Raw genomic sequence first — 14,809 nt, 5'->3', positions numbered from 1 at the left:
ATGTCGAACAAAGCCCAGCAATTGAAACTACCATCGCCGTTGAAGACGCTCTCCAAAATGGTGAACAAAATCGTCGTGGCTAGGCTTAAGGGCGATGTAGTCGTCAAGGGCGTTTTGAGCATATACGACTCTTGTATGAACTTAGTCCTCGACGACGCAGAAGAGCTCGACAAGAACGGGACGACGAAGATGAAATACGGAAGAATCCTCATAAGAGGGAGCCAGATAATTTATATCTCCAGCGAGGAGGCGGCGGCATGATCACGGTAACTAAAGCCAATAGGTTGCCCGTAGCGGAGCAAAGCGTAGAGATAGTAGAACGCAAGGGGCAAGGCCATCCGGACTATATAGCTGACGGCATCTCGGAGTATGTCAGCTTGTACCTATCGCGATATTACTTGCAAAAATACGGCGTTATACTCCACCACAACGTAGACAAGACTCTTGTCGTTGGAGGCCAGGCGCGGCCTGTGTTCGGAGGCGGCGAGGTGATCCAGCCAATATACATACTCGTGTCTGGTAGAGCCACCGTGGAGGTGAGGAGGGGAGGAGATGTCGAGAGGATACCCGTGGGGCCTATCATATTAGAGGCGGCAAGGAGGTGGATAAAAGAGAACTTCAGATTCTTGGACCCGGATAGGCACGTGGTCATAGACTATAGAATAGGGCAAGGCTCTGCGGATTTGACAGGAGTTTACGAGCTCGGCGTGAAGTCAGTTCCGTTGGCCAACGACACATCAATAGGCGTTGGCTACGCTCCGTTTTCGCCTCTCGAGAACTTAGTGTACCGAGTTGAGAGGACGCTTAATTCGGCCGAGTTCAAGTCGAGGTTGCCGGAAGTCGGAGAGGACGTCAAAGTGATGGGGATAAGAGTCGACAAGGACATAAGGCTCACCATAGCGGCCGCGATGATAAGCCAGCTCGTCAAAGATAAAGACCACTATTTGTCCGTGAAGGAGGAGGTCAAAAAACGCATCGAGGACCTCGCTGCCAAGATAGCGCCGGGCTATAACGTATCGGTAGACGTCAACACGGCGGATAAGCCCGAATACAACATATTCTATCTGACGGTCACGGGCACCAGCGCTGAGCACGGAGACGACGGCATGACCGGGAGGGGCAACAGGGCGAACGGGCTCATAACGCCCATGAGAGTGATGTCGATGGAGGCGGCGGCCGGCAAGAACCCGGTATCCCACGTGGGCAAAATATACAACGTCTTGGCCCAGAAGATAGCCGATAGGATCTACGCCGAGGTGAAAGGCGTTAAGGAGGTGTCGGTCGAGATAGTCAGCCAGATAGGCAAGCCTATAACGGAGCCGAAGATGCTCAACGTGGAAGTAATACCTGAGGGCGGCGACCTCACGAACGAGATCAAGAGGGAGGCTGAGGCCATAGCGTCCGAGGAGCTGGGCAAGGCCACTTCCATCACCCAGTTGATACTAGAGGGCAAGGTCAGACTGTTCTAGCCCGGCAAGCGTTTCCTGTACTCTTCGAGGATTTTCCGTAAATCCACCTTCCTCTCCGCTAGCGCAGCCCTTATCCTCTCGGCTATCTCCCTCCTTTTGTTCTCGTCGACGATGTAATAGCCCCTCACTTTGTACTTAGCCACGAGCTTAAGGGGAACGCCCAATATGCCGTTGCTCACGGCCTCCTCTATTGTCGAAATGTCGCTGCAGAGAACGCCCCCGTTCTTCTTGCATTCGGAGATCTCGTCCTCTCTATAGAGCTTATACCTCCCGTCGACGATGCCCAACATTACGTCCAATAGCTCTTCTGCCAGCTTCTCTTTGGACTCCTCGCAGCTCTTCAAGGATCGCGCAAGGTCCTCTATACGCCTCTGTAATTCATTATACTTGGCATCTCTCCAGAGCGAGTCGTTGAGCGCTCGGCTCAACGACGCCACCCTCGACCTCAACTCCTCTACCTCCTTCTCGAGCTGGCTCTTCTCGTATTCAAGCGCGGCTATTCTCATCTTGCTCTGCTCGTCGAGGTCCTTGCAAGGCCTCTCGACGGGTACGTAGATTATCCTCGTGTAGCTGGCATCTCTGCCTCCTCTGAGGATCTCGGCGACTGCTTGCGCTATTGATTTCCCCCTCGCCACTAGAGCCTTGGCCTCCTCCAGCTGCCGCCCCGTTAATATAGTCCCGAAATCCCTCTCGAGCCTCTCGAACTTGGCCTTGTACTCCACGTAGGCCTTATAGGCCGCCGCCAAGGCGTCCCTCTCGTGGGTGGTCTTCACGGGGTAGCCCAATTTATCGATTATCGAGTTCTTCTCGACAACTGCGAGATCCCTCTCGGGCTTGAACAAGGTGGCCCCGCACATAGCGGCGAGTTTTTTGACGTAATCGGGTACATCGGCGACGTCGGTGGCTATTATCACGGGGATGCCCCATTGATATATCCGCCTCAAGGACTCGCCCCTTGAAAGGTTCCTCCTGGCCTCCGTGTGCAACACCCTGCCGTTGAGGTCCATTATGGCTATGCCGGTCACTATGCCGGGATCTACGCCCACGATCAAGTAGGCGTTGCCGCCCCTTTCGGACTCGTAGGACTTGACGGGCTCCGAGAATATCCTCACCACCACGTCGGGGCTCTTCAAGGGCTTCACGTACCTCCTAACTATGTCCCTCCTAGCGTACACCACGAACTTCGCTGAAGTTATATCGCCTGACTCCTCCTTGAAGAACAAATCGTAGTCGAGCCCGACCTCGTTGAGGCGTCTGGATATACGGTCGGTCAAATCCCTGATCCTATGCTTCACGTTACGCATATACCTATTACGGCTCATCCCGCCCGGGCTCGTCGAGGACACGCGCTTAATGAGGATCACAGTCTCCTCCTCGTACAGCTTAATCCTGGCCCCTATACCCCTCTCTGCCAACACGGCCGCAAAGTAGGAGGTCTCGAGGGGGTCCAGCCTCCCTCTGGAAATGCCAAGGTGCCTCTCGACGAGCACCTCCATGGGCACGCTCGTATTCTCGGACCTAGTCACCTCGACTACGTCTATGTTGAAGGGTAATCTCCCCAACGCTTTGATAACTAATTTGCCGTGTTCCATGAGCTCCGATATGCTATCCACGGCCAGGACCTCGGGCCTATGCCTCTTGACGGCTTTCAGCAAGTCGACTACCGACGCGATTCCCTGCTCTATCAAGGCGCCCTTCTCCACCACGGAGTAGGCGAACTTATCCCTAGCGACTATATCTAAGCCTAGAATCTTCATATTTTAAAAGATTTTAATACATTATTTATAATTTCATTTATATTTATATTTTTATATTTTTTACTTCTTAATTTATTTAATATTGATTCTTTATCTATATGGATATCGTATCGGGAAAAGTACTTGTCCAGATAGGAGAGGTCCCTGGACAGTATCTCCTCGGCGTTGGGGTGGGAGGCCGGCACCCATTGCGGCCAGTCTATCACATACGCTTTATCGCCCACTATTATGTTATACGGCGTCAAATCGCCGTGTATTATGCCGTTGTCCAACGCTATCTCGACGGTCTCTACTACGTGTTTAGCCGCCGATCTCGCATCGACCAGCTCCGCCCTATAGGCCTCTACGCCGTCTATGTACTTCATGACCACCACATGCCTATTCACTGCTATGGGCTCCGGCACATGGCCGCCCGCGTCGAAGACCACGGCGAGGGCCGCGAACTCGGCATGGGCGGAGAGCCTAGCCTCGTAGAGCTTCGTCAGATGCCTCCTCTTGCCCAAAAAACTCCTCACTCTCTTGACTTTAGTAAATGAAGATGTACCTGTGCGGTGGAGCTTTAAAACTACCTTCGTGCCGCTCGGAGCCTCGCCAGAGTATACTACCGACTCCTTCCCTACGCCTATCGGCGTCGGCGATATGCTCACGACTTTGCCGGCCTTCCTCAACGAATGTAGGGCCAACACGTCGTAAGCGTTGAAGGTCAGCCTGAAGCCCTCATAAGGCCCTTTCTCCCTTTGTATTAACTTTAGCTTATTCAACTTGGAGAGCGACGCGCCGACTTTTCCCTCGTCTGCCCTGGCCCAACGCACTATGAGCCTATAAGGCACGTACTGATGCCTCACGTGGGCTATTTCGATGAGCCTGAGAACTCTGAGGTCGAGCTTATCCAAGGCGTTATAAGCCTCTATCAAAGACCTAACGGACACCGAAAATATTTACTCCAATAAAATTTATGTGGGAAGGATCGTCGTCACGTTAGTATCCAAGGAGCAAGCCGAGGCGGGACATAGATTCAGAGTTGTGAAAATCCCTGAGGAGTGTAGCAGTTGTAAGCTATATCACGTGTGTATGGGCAGACTCAAGCCGAGGCGCACGTATAGGATAATCGAGGTGAGGCCCTCGCTCGGCCAGAGGTGTAAGATAACAGGAGGGGAAATGACGCCGGTAGTCGTGGAGGAGCTCCCCGTCAAGCTCTTATTGCCTAGAAGGAAGGCGCAGGAGGGAGTCGTGGTGACCTATGAGGGCGAGTGCCGCGGCTGCGACGGATGTCCCGACGAGGACACGCTAAGGCCGGGCGAAAAGGTGCTCGTGTTGAAAGTATTGGACAAGGTCTCTTGTAGTGGACGCGAATTCTTCGTCGTCGAGGTCAGCCCGATATAAGGCGTTCTACTTTTCTGAACAGACCTATTAGGCCCTTGTAGAGCCCCCTCTCGGCGGCTTTCTTCCTCAACTCCCTATACAGCTTTTTGGCCTCGTCCCTCTTCCCTTGTCTGGCCAACTCCTCGGCTCGCCTCAACTCGACTACTAAGGATCTGGCGAGCTCTTGTAGCTCCTCCGCCATGCCCGCCATACTCTAGCGATTTTTAAAATTTGACCAAAGCTTTTAATACGAGGAAAGCCCACCGATCGTGGATAGGGCTGAGATCTACGTCAGGAACTTGGAACACGCCATGAGCACTCTTAAACTCGCCGACAATAGGGCCAGGGATATAGTGGAGCTCGCCGGCGCCTACCTCAGAGACGCTAAGTACTACCTCTCCAAAGGCGACGTCATAACGTCGATTGCGGCCTCCTCATACGCCGAGGGGTTGTTGGACGCGCTGAGGATGTTGGGGTATGTCGACTTCGCTTGGAATAGGCCGAGCGAGATCGAGAAGAACTACCGGAAAGTGCTTATAGCGGGCACCTTCGAGCTCTTGCACCCGGGACACGTGAGCTATATGGAACAAGCGTGGAGGCTCGGGCGCGTCGTGGCCGTGGTATCCCGCGATGTAAACGCTGCGAGGATCAAGAGGAGGAGTATAGTGATACCGGCCGAGAACAGACTCAAGTTGGTCTCGAGCATATACTATGTCCACAAGGCCAGGCTCGGCTACGAGGACGATATGCTGAGGGTCGTGGAGGAGGAGAGGCCCGACGTGATACTACTGGGCGCCAATCAAAATTTCGACGATAAATCGCTCGCAGAGAAGCTCAGACGGAGGGGCATTGAGGCCCAAGTCCTCCGCGCCGATCTGTACGACTGCGATCTGTGCTCTACTTCGAAAATAATCAACAAAGTGCTCGAGACGTTCTGTGAGGGAGCCAGAAGGATTTAGGCTAGACCTGGCGAGAAGGGTACAGTCGGAGCTCTCGAAGAGGGTCATGGAGGAGCCGCTAGGCGATGTGGATATCGTGGTCGGCCTAGACGTGGCGTATAGAGGCGATGTCGGAATCGCCGTGGCGGCCGCCTATTCCATGAAGAGAAGCGAAGTAGTCGGCTACGGTTGCTCTGCGAACAAAGTGGTGTTCCCATACGTGCCGACTCTTTTATCCTTCAGAGAGCTCATGCCTATGGTGAGGGCGTTAAGAAGGCTTAACGTGGGCTACGATTTGTTGATAGTGGACGGGCAAGGCGTAGCGCATCCCTACAAGCTAGGCATAGCCGCGCATCTGGGAGTCGTGTTGGGCGCACGCTCGATAGGAGTCGCCAAATCTAAGCTATACGGCGAAGTGGTCGGCGATAGGCTCGTCGATCCTCGCGACGGCGCGGTGATAGGGGCCGTGGTGAGGTGCAAGAAGCCGCTTTACGTATCATTAGGCAATAGGGTGACCCTCGACGACGCAGTGCGTATTGTGAAGGAGCTGTGCGCGGGGGGATCGGTGTTGCCCGTATTGTTGGCCCACAACAAGGCCAACGAAGTCAAGCGCAAGATCGGCGTTCCTCTGTTCGACAAATGGGGGGAGGCCCCTTGTTAGGAGATGACTGTGCTCACTTTTACCTCCTCCTCCTTGGCGCCGTTCGCGGTTATTATCGCTATGTCTATCCCGCCGCCCGATACGGGATCCCTCTCTAACGCGGCCTTTATGGCGTTTATGGCGAGCTTCTTGGCCTCCGCGACGTCTATGTCCTTTCTGTAGTTCATGTCGAGAACACTTATGGCCATCTTAGCGCCTGTGCCCAGCGCCGCGTAATCGTCCTCTATCAAGCTACCTATTGGGTCCAACACGAATATGTGCGGACCATCCTCGTCGACTCCCCCGACTAGGACCTCGGCTATGAACGGCATTATCCTTCTGTTGAACATTATAACCGAGAGCAACTTGGCCATCGCGGCTACGCTCGGCTTCCTCCTGGCGTCCAGCTCGTACATCTTGGAGTTGACCTTTAAGATCTTGGCCAAGGTCTGCATATCGGCTATGACGCCGGCAGAGGCTATGGCCAACCTATCGTTGACCACGTACACCTTCTTACCCGACGAGCTCAAGGAGTAGAACCCGTACGTGATCCTTTTCTCCGCGGCGAGGACCACGCCATCCTTAGCCTTGATGCCGACCGCCGTCGCGCCGATGCCGTACTCCTCCGACATGCCTCTCTCACACGCCCCGTTATTTAAGTCTTGTCGGGAGCCGGGGCTTCAGCCCTCTTGATATACCTAGCCATTATATGTATGGGCACATAGGCGAAGCGGCTATCTAACTTCCACGTCGGCAAGATCTTCCCCTTTATGTTTATTTTTGCACCACAGAACTTACAACGGTATTCTCCTCCTTTTTCGATTAAATTAACTTCAAGTATATCGAAGCCCCTCCTCTTTATTACGACGCGGCCGCACTCGGGGCAATAGGTATGCTCGTAGCGATGGCCGGGCACGTTCCCGATATACACGTACTTCATCCCCTCCGACTTGGCGAGCTCCACGTGTCTCTCCAAGGTCTCCACAGGTGTAGGGGGCAGATCCAACATCTTATAGTCGGGGTGGAACCGCAAGAAGTGCATAGGCGTCTCCGGGCCTAATATATCCATTATCCTCTTTACGAGCTTCCTCGCGTCTTCGAGATCGTCGCCGTATTCGGGAACTACTAAATCGGTGATCTCGACCCAGATCCCCGCCCTCTTCATCTCCTCCAATGCTTGGAATATGGGCTCGACGTCTGGGACCATGGAGAAACGGGCCAAGAATTTCTTGTTGCCGTTGCCCTTGAAATCCACCGTCGCGGCGTCCAGGAAATCGGAGGCGTATTTAACCGCCTCGGGAGTCATATAGCCGTTCGTGACGAAGGTGTTGAAGAGGCCTTTCCTGCGGGCCAACACGCCGACATCATGGGCGTATTCGATGAATATAGTGGGCTCATTGTAGGTATAGGTTATCCCGTGCGCGCCATATGCCTCGGCCAACTCCACCACCTTCTCGGGGGGCACCTCGAACCCCTCGACCCTCCTCCTCTGGCTCAGATCGAAGTTCTGGCAATACTGGCAAGCCCAATTGCAGCCGAAGGTCGATAGGGAGAGCACCATGGCTCCTGGGTAGAAGTGGGACAACGGCTTTTTCTCTATGGGATCCACCGCTATCGCCGATAACAAGCCGTAGACTGATAGGTACAGCTTTCCGCCCACGTTGGCCCTCACGCCGCAGAAACCCCAGTAGCCCTCTGGTATCTTGCAGTATCTAGCACACGCAGTACACACGACCCGGCCCCCTCCGAGGGGCTTGTACAATACGGCCTCCTTCACGGACAAAACACCGTCACGTATATACAAGCTTATCGCAACGCCGCAATTAAGCCGACGTTATTGTGCCCAAAGCATTTTTAATCGATGTATCGAGGAGTTGTGTGAGTATCTTGAAGCGCTGGTTCACGTCGGGTTGGGACATTGTGGTAAACCAGCTCAATGCCCATTTGAGCTACTCGTTGCAAGCTCTCGACCAGATACAACAAGTGATCTCTAAGAGCGATCTCACCGAGGATTACCTAGACGAGGTCGTCAGGAAGATAGCGGCGATGGAGAGGGAGGGCGACGAGATAATCAGACGCCTTGACGACAACATATCGAAGGGCGCGCTTGTGCCCAGCGTTATGGGCAATGCGGAACTCTTGCTCGATAGAATAGATAATATTTTAGATAATATTTATTATATATCAAAAGAAATTAGACGAGGTTATAGAGTATGGAAAAATGAAAGTATAAAGAAAATAATAGTTGGTAGATTTAAGGAAGTACTCGACTTGGACAGGACTATTATAGAGTACATGAACTTGATGTTGAGCAAGAGCAGGGATCTTGAATTCTGTAGCAGATACGCGAGAATGGTCAGCACGCTTGAGGAGGAAGTCGATGAAGTTAAGGAGTACATACTCGACGAGGTCTACAAGCTGGACCTCACTGCTGTGGAGTTCAACCACATAATCTCGTTGATATATAGCGCCGATCGCATCGCCGATAATGCGCAAGACGCCGTTCAATTACTCATATCCATAATGTCTACGCTCTAGCGCCGAGGGCCTCCTTTAAGGCTCGGCATATCGTGTCGGGAGGGACTCCGTCCTTGAGCATTTGGATCACCAAGAGGCCAAGCACAGTAGGGTAGTCCGACTTGAGGCCCGACGCGACGTACTCCTTCCCCATTACCACCGCCCTGACCTTCACAAAGCCGCCTGCGCTTTCTAGCGAGATCATATCACGCATGCGCGGCTCGTTTATATACACTTGCGCACCTCAACTCGTTCACCCACTTTGTGCCCCAGCCTCTCTGCCGCGTTTCCTCTATTTATAGCTATCTCCAAAAATCCCTCGCTATTTATCAAAAGCAACATCTCGCCAGGCTCCGCGTAGCCATAGGATTGGAGGAACCTCGCCTTGTAGGACCTCCCGGCTATATCCACGCACAGCTCATCGCCGAAATTTGCTATTTCTTTTATTAATTTCTCGTTTATCGATGTATATATATTTCCAAATCTATCTATATATATCAAGTTGCCTCTAAGCGTATCGCCCTCTTTGACCGCCTCGGGCCTCTTCAACTTCACGTAGTCGGCGACCCTAACGCCTAGGTATTCCGGCCGTACGCCTCTGGAGAGCAACGCGGCGGCGTAGGCGAAGACGTCGCGGCCGTGGAAGGTGGACGAGGTCTGCGGCAACCGCGCGGTTATCCTATACGCCTCCTCGACTCCGTCCTCCTCGGCCGCAATGCTCAATAGCCCGTTGTCTGGCCCTATGAAGAAGTAGTTCTTGGTCTTGAGCAGAAGCGGGGCGCGCTGAGTCCCCACGCCGGGGTCCACCACGGCCACGAAAATAGTCCCCTTGGGGAACCACTTGTAGGAGGTCCAGAGAACAAAGGCGCCGCTGTTCACGTCTTGAGGCGGCACGTCGTGTGTTATGTCCACTATGACCTCGTTGGGATTTATTGACAGTATCAAGGCCTTCATCTCGGCCACGAAGTAGTCCTTTAAGCCGAAATCGGTGAGTAGTGCGATCATGGACGCGCACTTCTACGGGATTTTTGTCTTATCTCGGCATAGCGATACAACGCCCATAAGGCCCGCGCCGCCCTTTTAGGCGAGCTGTACACCGGGACTAACCCTCTCAAACGCATCTCCAGCTTCTTGACGGCGGGGGAGCTGCCTATGCTCACCACGACTATAGGCTTGCCCCTCCTCGCAACCTCGATTATGTAATCCGCAAGGCCCTCGTCGAGGCCGGGGGGATGTATGAGCGCGGCCACTAGCGCCATGTCGTAGTGCTCTACCCCGAGTTCTAACGCCTTGGCGAAGTCCTCGTTGGTGGCCCCTCCTGTGAGGTCCACGGGATTGGCTGGGGATGCGAGGGGCGGTAGATACCGCATCAGCTCCTTCTCCAAGTCTGGAGGCGTCTTGGGGACCTCGAGCCCGTGCTGGAGCAAGAAGTCGGTGGCTTGGACGCCTATGCCCCCAGACGACGTCACTACCAAGACCCTCGGCCCTTTAGGCAACGGCGCTAGTGCAAGCGCTTGGGCCAAGTCGAAGAGGTCGAGCAAGTCCTCCGCCTCTATAGCGCCGACTTGTTTGAACAAAGCTCGGTAGTACTCGTAGTTGCCGGCCAGAGCGGCTGTGTGGGACATGGCGGCCCTGGCAGAGTCTGCGCTACGCCCTGCCTTGTACACGACCAACGGCTTATCCGCCGTGAATTCCTTAGCCGCCCTGAAGAACGACACGACATCGGAGCGCCTTCTGAAGCCCTCGAGGTACAACGCAGCTACCTTAACGTAATCAGCGCTCCTCAGCTCCTCTAGTATTTCCCCCTCTCCCACATCGGCTCTGTTGCCGACATTCACGGCGAGGCCTATGCCTATTCCCTCCTCGGCGGCCCAGTCGAGCACCGCCGTCATCACCGCCCCGCTTTGTGATATAAACGCTATGGGACCTCCCGGCGGCCTCGATGCCTTCTCCTCCGGCAAGAACATGGTGTCTAGGCCGACGTGTGCGTTGTAGACCCCTACGCAATTGGGCCCCAGTATGCGCACCCCGTACTTCTTGCCCACGTCTACGAGCCTCTTCTCCAACTCGACGTCGCCTACCTCCGCGAACCCGCCGCTGACTATTATAGCCGCCTTGACCCCCTTACGGCCCGCCTCCTCCAAAACGGCGGGCACTAGACGGGCAGGCACCGCTATTACGGCTAGATCTACTTTATCTTCAATTTCAAGTATTGATTTATAAAATTTAATAGAAATACCATTTATAATACCTTCATTATAATTTGGATTAACTAGATATATTTTTCCATGAAATCTCTTAATAAGCTGGGAGGCGATCGTGTACCCGATAGTTCTGGGCCTCGGCGATGCGCCTATGACGGCCACCGAGTCGGGCGAGAACAAATATTTCAAGGACACCGTATTGTCGACAAGCTTTATTTTAACGTCTTAAGCCGACGCGTGCAACCAGTCGCCATAGACGGCGCGTACGGGGAGGGAGGGGGACAAATCTTGAGGACGTCGTTGGCCTTGTCTGGCCTATTGTTAAAGCCCGTGGAGATCTATAATATCAGAGCTAAGAGGAGGAACCCCGGGCTACAACATCAGCACTTGACCGCCGTCAAGGCAGCCGCCGCGATAACAAACGCCGAGGTCGAGGGGGCCGAGCTGGGCTCCACTAGGCTGGTGTTCGCGCCCCGCGGTCTGAGGTGCGGGGAGTTCTCCTTCGACGTGGGCACCGCCGGAAGCGTCGGCTTGGTCATACAGACGATATTGCCCATATTAGCGTTCGCCGGGTGTAAATCCAAGACCACGATAAGGGGCGGCACCGACGTCCCCATGGCCCCTCCCGTGGATTATCTGAACAACGTCTTTCTGAAACTCCTGAGGCGTCTAGGCGTCGAGGCGTCGATAAGGCTGATCAAACGAGGACATTACCCCAGAGGAGGGGGCGTGGTCGAGTTAGTCGTAGAGCCCGCGGGCAAGCTGAGGCCGGCCGTGTGGAGGGAGCGGGGGGCTATAACTAAGATATACGGTATCTCGCACGCAGTCAACTTGCCGAGGCACGTAGCGGAAAGACAAGCGAGAGCCGCCGAAGACGTCTTGAGGAACCTCGGCGTTCCTGTGGAGATAACGATAGAACACAGACAAGACGGGCTGGGGCCTGGCTCGGGCATAGTGCTTTGGGCCGAGACCGACGTCGGGCTGGCGCTCGGAGCAGATGCCCTAGGCGAGAAGGGAAAACCTGCCGAATCGGTGGGCAGGGAGGCCGCTGAGAGGCTACTCAAGGAGATCTCCTCTGGGGCCTCGCTCGACGCCCATATGGGCGATATGATCATGTTATATATAGCGCTGGCGGACGGCGCCAGCGAGATCACAGTATCGGAGCTGACGCTACACGCCAAGACCAACGCGTACATAATCGAGCGCTTCCTCCCCGTTAAGTTCGAGCTGAGGGATGCCAGGCCGGCGGTCATCTCAGTAAACGGAGTGGGCTTCGCGCCGCGGCGGTAGTACATACGTAATACTGAGAAAAACTTTTACGCACGTCGAGTTCTACGCGCGTGAGGATGTACACCACGGAGGAAGTGGCCAGGATGTTCAACGTAACGCCTGCCGCCGTTAGGTATTGGGCGAGGAAGGGGAGGATAAAGGCCGTCAGAGAGGGGGATAGGTGGCTGATACCAGAGGAAGAGGTGGAGAAGCTCAAGAAAGAATTCGACGGAGAAAAAGAGGAAGGAAAAAGGGGTGGGGCTACATGCCTAGATCCCGATGTGGCGAAAGCCTTTGCGAAAGCCCTTCTCGAGGCGGTCGCGGACTTCATAAGGGAAAACCCTTGGGTGCTCGAGGCGCTGGGCTTAAGGCCCAGCGAGGAGGAGAAGAGGCTCGCCGCAATGGTGTTGGAGGCCGCGAGGAGCTATCAGCCGAGGAAAAACGAACTCGCGGAGATTTTCTGGACAACGTTGGCCGAAAAACTGGCAGAAAGGGCTGCTAAATAGCGCCTTTTGTTAGCCCGCCCCAACTAACACTTGAATTTAAGTAAAGCGTATTATCTATTTTTGTATATATCCTTGGCTCGCCACGAGAGAGTTTTATTAGTTTAGTGCTAATTTATAGTTTTAATTAATAATATTATAGTTTTTAATAATTTATCTTATTATAAGAAAATTATTTTTATTAATTAATATAGCGAATTTCCTCGACAAGGATCATGGATTTAAAGGACTTGTATACAACAAGGCGTGAAGGCCGGGGCTATAGCCAAAAAGCCTGTCATCACCGTCGAATCGGGTACCACGATAGAGCAAGCGGCTAAGATCATGGCCGAACGGCGGATAGGCTTCCTTCCCGTGGTCTCCTCAGGGCGGCTGATAGGAGTCGTCTCCGAGAGAGATATCGTGAGGGCCATCGCGTCGGGGATTCCGCCGACGGCGCCCGTCGACGAGATCATGAAACGCAAGGTCGTGACCGTGAACTTCAATGACGATATCGAGGCCGTCTGGAGCCTCATGAAAGAGCTCGGGATAAGGCATATCGTGGTGGTCAAGGGCGAGGAAATATACGGCGTGATATCCATAAGGGATCTCCTCGCAGAGAGGATAGCCCTAGAGAAGTTGGCTGAAACGCGTTGATGGTGGGGCCGCCGGGATTTCTGGGCGGCTGGGCCTGAACCCGGGTCCTCGCGGGCTAACTCGCGGCTCGTTGGAGCCGCGCCAAGCCGCGCGTCCTGCCAGGCTAGACTACGGCCCCTTCGCCATTTCGCCCTCGTCTTAAAAATATTAATCACGCGCTGGTCCCTACAACTATTTGCGCGAGGAGTCCATTGTATCAGCGCTTAGATCCCTCGTCACCGTTAGGCTAGCCTGTTCTCATCACAATAAATATATCCCGGGTAGTTAAAGGCGTGCCCACCCCAATGGAAATAGCGATCGAGGCCATCGCGGAGGGCTATGCCAACGCCTTGGCTAGGCTGTGCGAGTGCGTTAAGCTCAGGAGAACATACGCCGAGGACCTCGAGTTGGCGTCTGTGGCCGACGCCGTGATGAAAGCCATCGCCGACGAGAAGTCTATAGAGGCGGGGCCCGTGAAGGTCGAGGTCAAGAAGAAGCTCTTGGGCAAGTCGCTCAGAGTGCTTTTAAGAGGACGGGAAATAGACCCCGATGAGCTCTTGACAAAAATATCGCAAGCCAGGTCCAGAGCCGCTTGGCTCCAGTCGGACTGCTCGGACCAAGCAGTGTTGGAGCCCATATACGCCACCAACGACAGAGACGCGATAGAGTACGCAGTCCGCCACATGGAGGAGCTCGCCAAGGTCTGCCAAGGCGTTGCGCCTAGTCTTGAGGGGATAGAAATCCCGCAATACGTCAAGGAGGGCATAAGGAGGGGCGTGGATAAATTCCTCAACAGATGATCGTCGTAAAGCTCACCGGCAGGATCTTCGACGATAGGTCGTTGGTGAAGGAATACGCCTCTATATTGAGATCCCTCGAGGAGGGGGCCGTCGTCGTGACGGGAGGCGGCTCCATCGCAAGGGCCTACATAGAGGCGGCGAGGGAGCTAGGCGCGGGGAACTACCTCTTAGACGTAATAGGCATAGAGGCCAGTAGGCTCAACGCTTGGCTGATCATAGCCGGCATGGGGGACGAGGTCTACCCCAAGCCCGCGGAGTCCTTAAGCGAGCTCTTGACGGCGCTAGGGCGCAGGAAGAAGGTGGTCATGGGGGGCCTCCAGCCGGGCCAGTCCACGGCCACTGTCGCCGTGCTGGCCGCCGAGGCCGTGAGAGCGAGAGCGTTGATAAACTGCGCGAACGTGGACGCTATATACGACGACGACCCAAAGAGGAATCCCAACGCGAGGAGGATCCCCGTCATTAAGGCATCGGAGCTAATGGCCCTCCTCAAGTCCAACGCGTTGCCCGGCACCTACGAGCTCGCGGACCTCTGGAGCTTGGAGATCTTGAAGAGGAGTAAAATTCCGATGTATATAATAGACGGCAAGAGGCCGAGCCTCTTATTGGAGGCCCTCAAGGGGGCCAACCCAGGCTCCTTAGTGTTGCCGGAATAAGCTTTATTAAGTCACTATACGTAATAACGCTGGAGCCGGAGGCGGCCCGCCCGGGCCTCGATGATAGGCGCTCCAACCGCGG

19 protein-coding genes and 1 tRNA gene are annotated in these 14,809 nt (G+C 54.5%); 11 read left to right on the top strand and 9 right to left on the bottom strand.

Translation table 11 applies throughout. The features are described 5' to 3' along the window. Together ACZ5PA_RS04355 and ACZ5PA_RS04350 are read left to right on the top strand one after the other, a co-directional pair. Window positions 1–261: a U6 snRNA-associated Sm-like protein LSm6 gene (locus tag ACZ5PA_RS04355; protein ID WP_464931051.1), complete on the top strand. Its 261-nt coding sequence runs from the start codon at window positions 1–3 to the stop codon at window positions 259–261. Then, the gene (locus tag ACZ5PA_RS04350; RefSeq protein ID WP_464931050.1) at window positions 258–1,469 is read left to right on the top strand and encodes a methionine adenosyltransferase; all 1,212 of its coding nucleotides are present in this window, start codon (window positions 258–260) and stop codon (window positions 1,467–1,469) included. The genes ACZ5PA_RS04355 and ACZ5PA_RS04350 overlap by 4 nt, the downstream gene beginning before the upstream one ends. Here ACZ5PA_RS04350 and ACZ5PA_RS04345 read toward each other — a convergent pair. Both ACZ5PA_RS04345 and ACZ5PA_RS04340 read right to left on the bottom strand, forming a co-directional pair. Next, the gene (locus tag ACZ5PA_RS04345) at window positions 1,466–3,226 is read right to left on the bottom strand and encodes a DUF460 domain-containing protein (RefSeq protein WP_464931049.1); all 1,761 of its coding nucleotides are present in this window, start codon (window positions 3,224–3,226) and stop codon (window positions 1,466–1,468) included. The two genes, ACZ5PA_RS04350 and ACZ5PA_RS04345, sit on opposite strands and share 4 nt — an antisense overlap. After that, on the bottom strand, window positions 3,223–4,155 hold the full coding sequence (locus tag ACZ5PA_RS04340; RefSeq protein WP_464931048.1) for an RIO1 family regulatory kinase/ATPase domain-containing protein: 933 nt from the start codon (window positions 4,153–4,155) through the stop codon (window positions 3,223–3,225). Before ACZ5PA_RS04340 ends, ACZ5PA_RS04345 begins: the two co-directional genes overlap by 4 nt. A 28-nt stretch (window positions 4,156–4,183) precedes the next feature. Between ACZ5PA_RS04340 and ACZ5PA_RS04335 the strand changes: the two genes are divergently transcribed. Continuing rightward, complete coding sequence (locus tag ACZ5PA_RS04335; protein WP_464931047.1) at window positions 4,184–4,609, top strand: UPF0179 family protein; 426 nt, start codon at window positions 4,184–4,186, stop codon at window positions 4,607–4,609. On the opposite strand, the gene ACZ5PA_RS04330 is transcribed toward ACZ5PA_RS04335, so the two are convergent. Continuing rightward, window positions 4,596–4,790: a hypothetical protein gene (locus ACZ5PA_RS04330; protein WP_464931046.1), complete on the bottom strand. Its 195-nt coding sequence runs from the start codon at window positions 4,788–4,790 to the stop codon at window positions 4,596–4,598. The two genes, ACZ5PA_RS04335 and ACZ5PA_RS04330, sit on opposite strands and share 14 nt — an antisense overlap. 67 nt (window positions 4,791–4,857) lie before the next feature. On the opposite strand from ACZ5PA_RS04330, the gene ACZ5PA_RS04325 reads away from it, so the two are divergent. Both ACZ5PA_RS04325 and ACZ5PA_RS04320 read left to right on the top strand, forming a co-directional pair. Then, window positions 4,858–5,547, top strand: coding sequence for a DUF357 domain-containing protein (locus ACZ5PA_RS04325; RefSeq protein ID WP_464931045.1), 690 nt, complete (start codon window positions 4,858–4,860; stop codon window positions 5,545–5,547). Next, window positions 5,525–6,187 carry an endonuclease V gene (locus ACZ5PA_RS04320; protein WP_464931044.1) on the top strand — a complete coding sequence of 221 codons (663 nt, stop codon included), beginning with the start codon at window positions 5,525–5,527 and terminating at the stop codon, window positions 6,185–6,187. Before ACZ5PA_RS04325 ends, ACZ5PA_RS04320 begins: the two co-directional genes overlap by 23 nt. Here the strand turns inward: ACZ5PA_RS04320 and psmB are convergent. After that, window positions 6,184–6,798: an archaeal proteasome endopeptidase complex subunit beta gene (gene psmB, locus ACZ5PA_RS04315; RefSeq protein ID WP_464931043.1), complete on the bottom strand. Its 615-nt coding sequence runs from the start codon at window positions 6,796–6,798 to the stop codon at window positions 6,184–6,186. The genes ACZ5PA_RS04320 and psmB overlap by 4 nt on opposite strands. Before the next feature lie 23 nt (window positions 6,799–6,821). After that, entirely contained in the window at window positions 6,822–7,943 is a 1,122-nt protein-coding gene (gene amrS / locus ACZ5PA_RS04310) for an AmmeMemoRadiSam system radical SAM enzyme (RefSeq protein ID WP_464931042.1), read from the bottom strand. Window positions 7,944–8,044: 101 nt separating this feature from the next. On the opposite strand from amrS, the gene ACZ5PA_RS04305 reads away from it, so the two are divergent. Then, window positions 8,045–8,704, top strand: a complete 660-nt coding sequence (locus tag ACZ5PA_RS04305; RefSeq protein ID WP_464931041.1) for a DUF47 family protein — start codon at window positions 8,045–8,047, stop codon at window positions 8,702–8,704. Here ACZ5PA_RS04305 and ACZ5PA_RS04300 read toward each other — a convergent pair. From ACZ5PA_RS04300 to ACZ5PA_RS04290, 3 genes are read right to left on the bottom strand one after another with little or no spacing between them, the layout of a single operon-like run. Beyond that, window positions 8,694–8,888, bottom strand: a complete 195-nt coding sequence (locus ACZ5PA_RS04300) for a hypothetical protein (protein ID WP_464931040.1) — start codon at window positions 8,886–8,888, stop codon at window positions 8,694–8,696. The genes ACZ5PA_RS04305 and ACZ5PA_RS04300 overlap by 11 nt on opposite strands. 20 nt (window positions 8,889–8,908) lie before the next feature. Next, window positions 8,909–9,688, bottom strand: coding sequence for an SAM hydrolase/SAM-dependent halogenase family protein (locus ACZ5PA_RS04295; RefSeq protein ID WP_464931039.1), 780 nt, complete (start codon window positions 9,686–9,688; stop codon window positions 8,909–8,911). After that, window positions 9,685–11,082, bottom strand: a complete 1,398-nt coding sequence (locus ACZ5PA_RS04290; RefSeq protein ID WP_464931038.1) for an acetate--CoA ligase family protein — start codon at window positions 11,080–11,082, stop codon at window positions 9,685–9,687. The genes ACZ5PA_RS04295 and ACZ5PA_RS04290 overlap by 4 nt, the downstream gene beginning before the upstream one ends. 42 nt (window positions 11,083–11,124) lie before the next feature. Here ACZ5PA_RS04290 and rtcA point away from each other — a divergent pair, with 42 nt between their 5' ends. The 3 genes from rtcA (at window position 11,125) to ACZ5PA_RS04275 (ending at window position 13,295) form a co-directional block, all read left to right on the top strand. Next, entirely contained in the window at window positions 11,125–12,177 is a 1,053-nt protein-coding gene (rtcA, locus tag ACZ5PA_RS04285) for an RNA 3'-terminal phosphate cyclase (RefSeq protein WP_464931037.1), read from the top strand. A gap of 56 nt (window positions 12,178–12,233) precedes the next feature. Further along, window positions 12,234–12,662 (top strand): helix-turn-helix domain-containing protein, encoded by a 429-nt coding sequence (locus tag ACZ5PA_RS04280; RefSeq protein WP_464931219.1) that lies wholly within the window; start codon window positions 12,234–12,236, stop codon window positions 12,660–12,662. A gap of 243 nt (window positions 12,663–12,905) precedes the next feature. Then, complete coding sequence (locus ACZ5PA_RS04275; RefSeq protein ID WP_464931036.1) at window positions 12,906–13,295, top strand: CBS domain-containing protein; 390 nt, start codon at window positions 12,906–12,908, stop codon at window positions 13,293–13,295. Here the strand turns inward: ACZ5PA_RS04275 and ACZ5PA_RS04270 are convergent. Continuing rightward, window positions 13,296–13,413: transfer RNA gene (locus tag ACZ5PA_RS04270), tRNA-Pro, on the bottom strand. Between the two features lie 166 nt (window positions 13,414–13,579). Here ACZ5PA_RS04270 and ACZ5PA_RS04265 point away from each other — a divergent pair. Beyond that, window positions 13,580–14,074: a hypothetical protein gene (locus tag ACZ5PA_RS04265; protein ID WP_464931035.1), complete on the top strand. Its 495-nt coding sequence runs from the start codon at window positions 13,580–13,582 to the stop codon at window positions 14,072–14,074. Further along, a complete protein-coding gene (gene pyrH, locus ACZ5PA_RS04260) occupies window positions 14,071–14,727 on the top strand; it encodes a UMP kinase (protein WP_464931034.1) in 657 nt (218 codons plus the stop codon). Before ACZ5PA_RS04265 ends, pyrH begins: the two co-directional genes overlap by 4 nt. Window positions 14,728–14,809 lie beyond the last annotated feature (82 nt).

Source organism: Thermoproteus thermophilus, from assembly GCF_055392855.1.
The sequence above is the reverse complement of the archived record's forward strand: the minus strand, read 5'-3'. Positions and strand labels throughout refer to the sequence as shown.

Excerpts from the sequence above, each read along its gene's own strand:
- ACZ5PA_RS04355 (WP_464931051.1), top strand. The coding sequence starts at position 1 with ATGTCGAACAAAGCCCAGCAATTGAAACTACCATCGCCGTTGAAGACG.
- ACZ5PA_RS04350 (WP_464931050.1), top strand. The coding sequence starts at position 258 with ATGATCACGGTAACTAAAGCCAATAGGTTGCCCGTAGCGGAGCAAAGC.
- ACZ5PA_RS04345 (WP_464931049.1), bottom strand. The coding sequence starts at position 3,226 with ATGAAGATTCTAGGCTTAGATATAGTCGCTAGGGATAAGTTCGCCTAC.
- ACZ5PA_RS04330 (WP_464931046.1), bottom strand. The coding sequence starts at position 4,790 with ATGGCGGAGGAGCTACAAGAGCTCGCCAGATCCTTAGTAGTCGAGTTG.
- psmB (WP_464931043.1), bottom strand. The coding sequence starts at position 6,798 with ATGTCGGAGGAGTACGGCATCGGCGCGACGGCGGTCGGCATCAAGGCT.
- ACZ5PA_RS04300 (WP_464931040.1), bottom strand. The coding sequence starts at position 8,888 with ATGATCTCGCTAGAAAGCGCAGGCGGCTTTGTGAAGGTCAGGGCGGTG.
- ACZ5PA_RS04295 (WP_464931039.1), bottom strand. The coding sequence starts at position 9,688 with ATGATCGCACTACTCACCGATTTCGGCTTAAAGGACTACTTCGTGGCC.
- ACZ5PA_RS04280 (WP_464931219.1), top strand. The coding sequence starts at position 12,234 with ATGTACACCACGGAGGAAGTGGCCAGGATGTTCAACGTAACGCCTGCC.
- ACZ5PA_RS04265 (WP_464931035.1), top strand. The coding sequence starts at position 13,580 with ATGGAAATAGCGATCGAGGCCATCGCGGAGGGCTATGCCAACGCCTTG.
- pyrH (WP_464931034.1), top strand. The coding sequence starts at position 14,071 with ATGATCGTCGTAAAGCTCACCGGCAGGATCTTCGACGATAGGTCGTTG.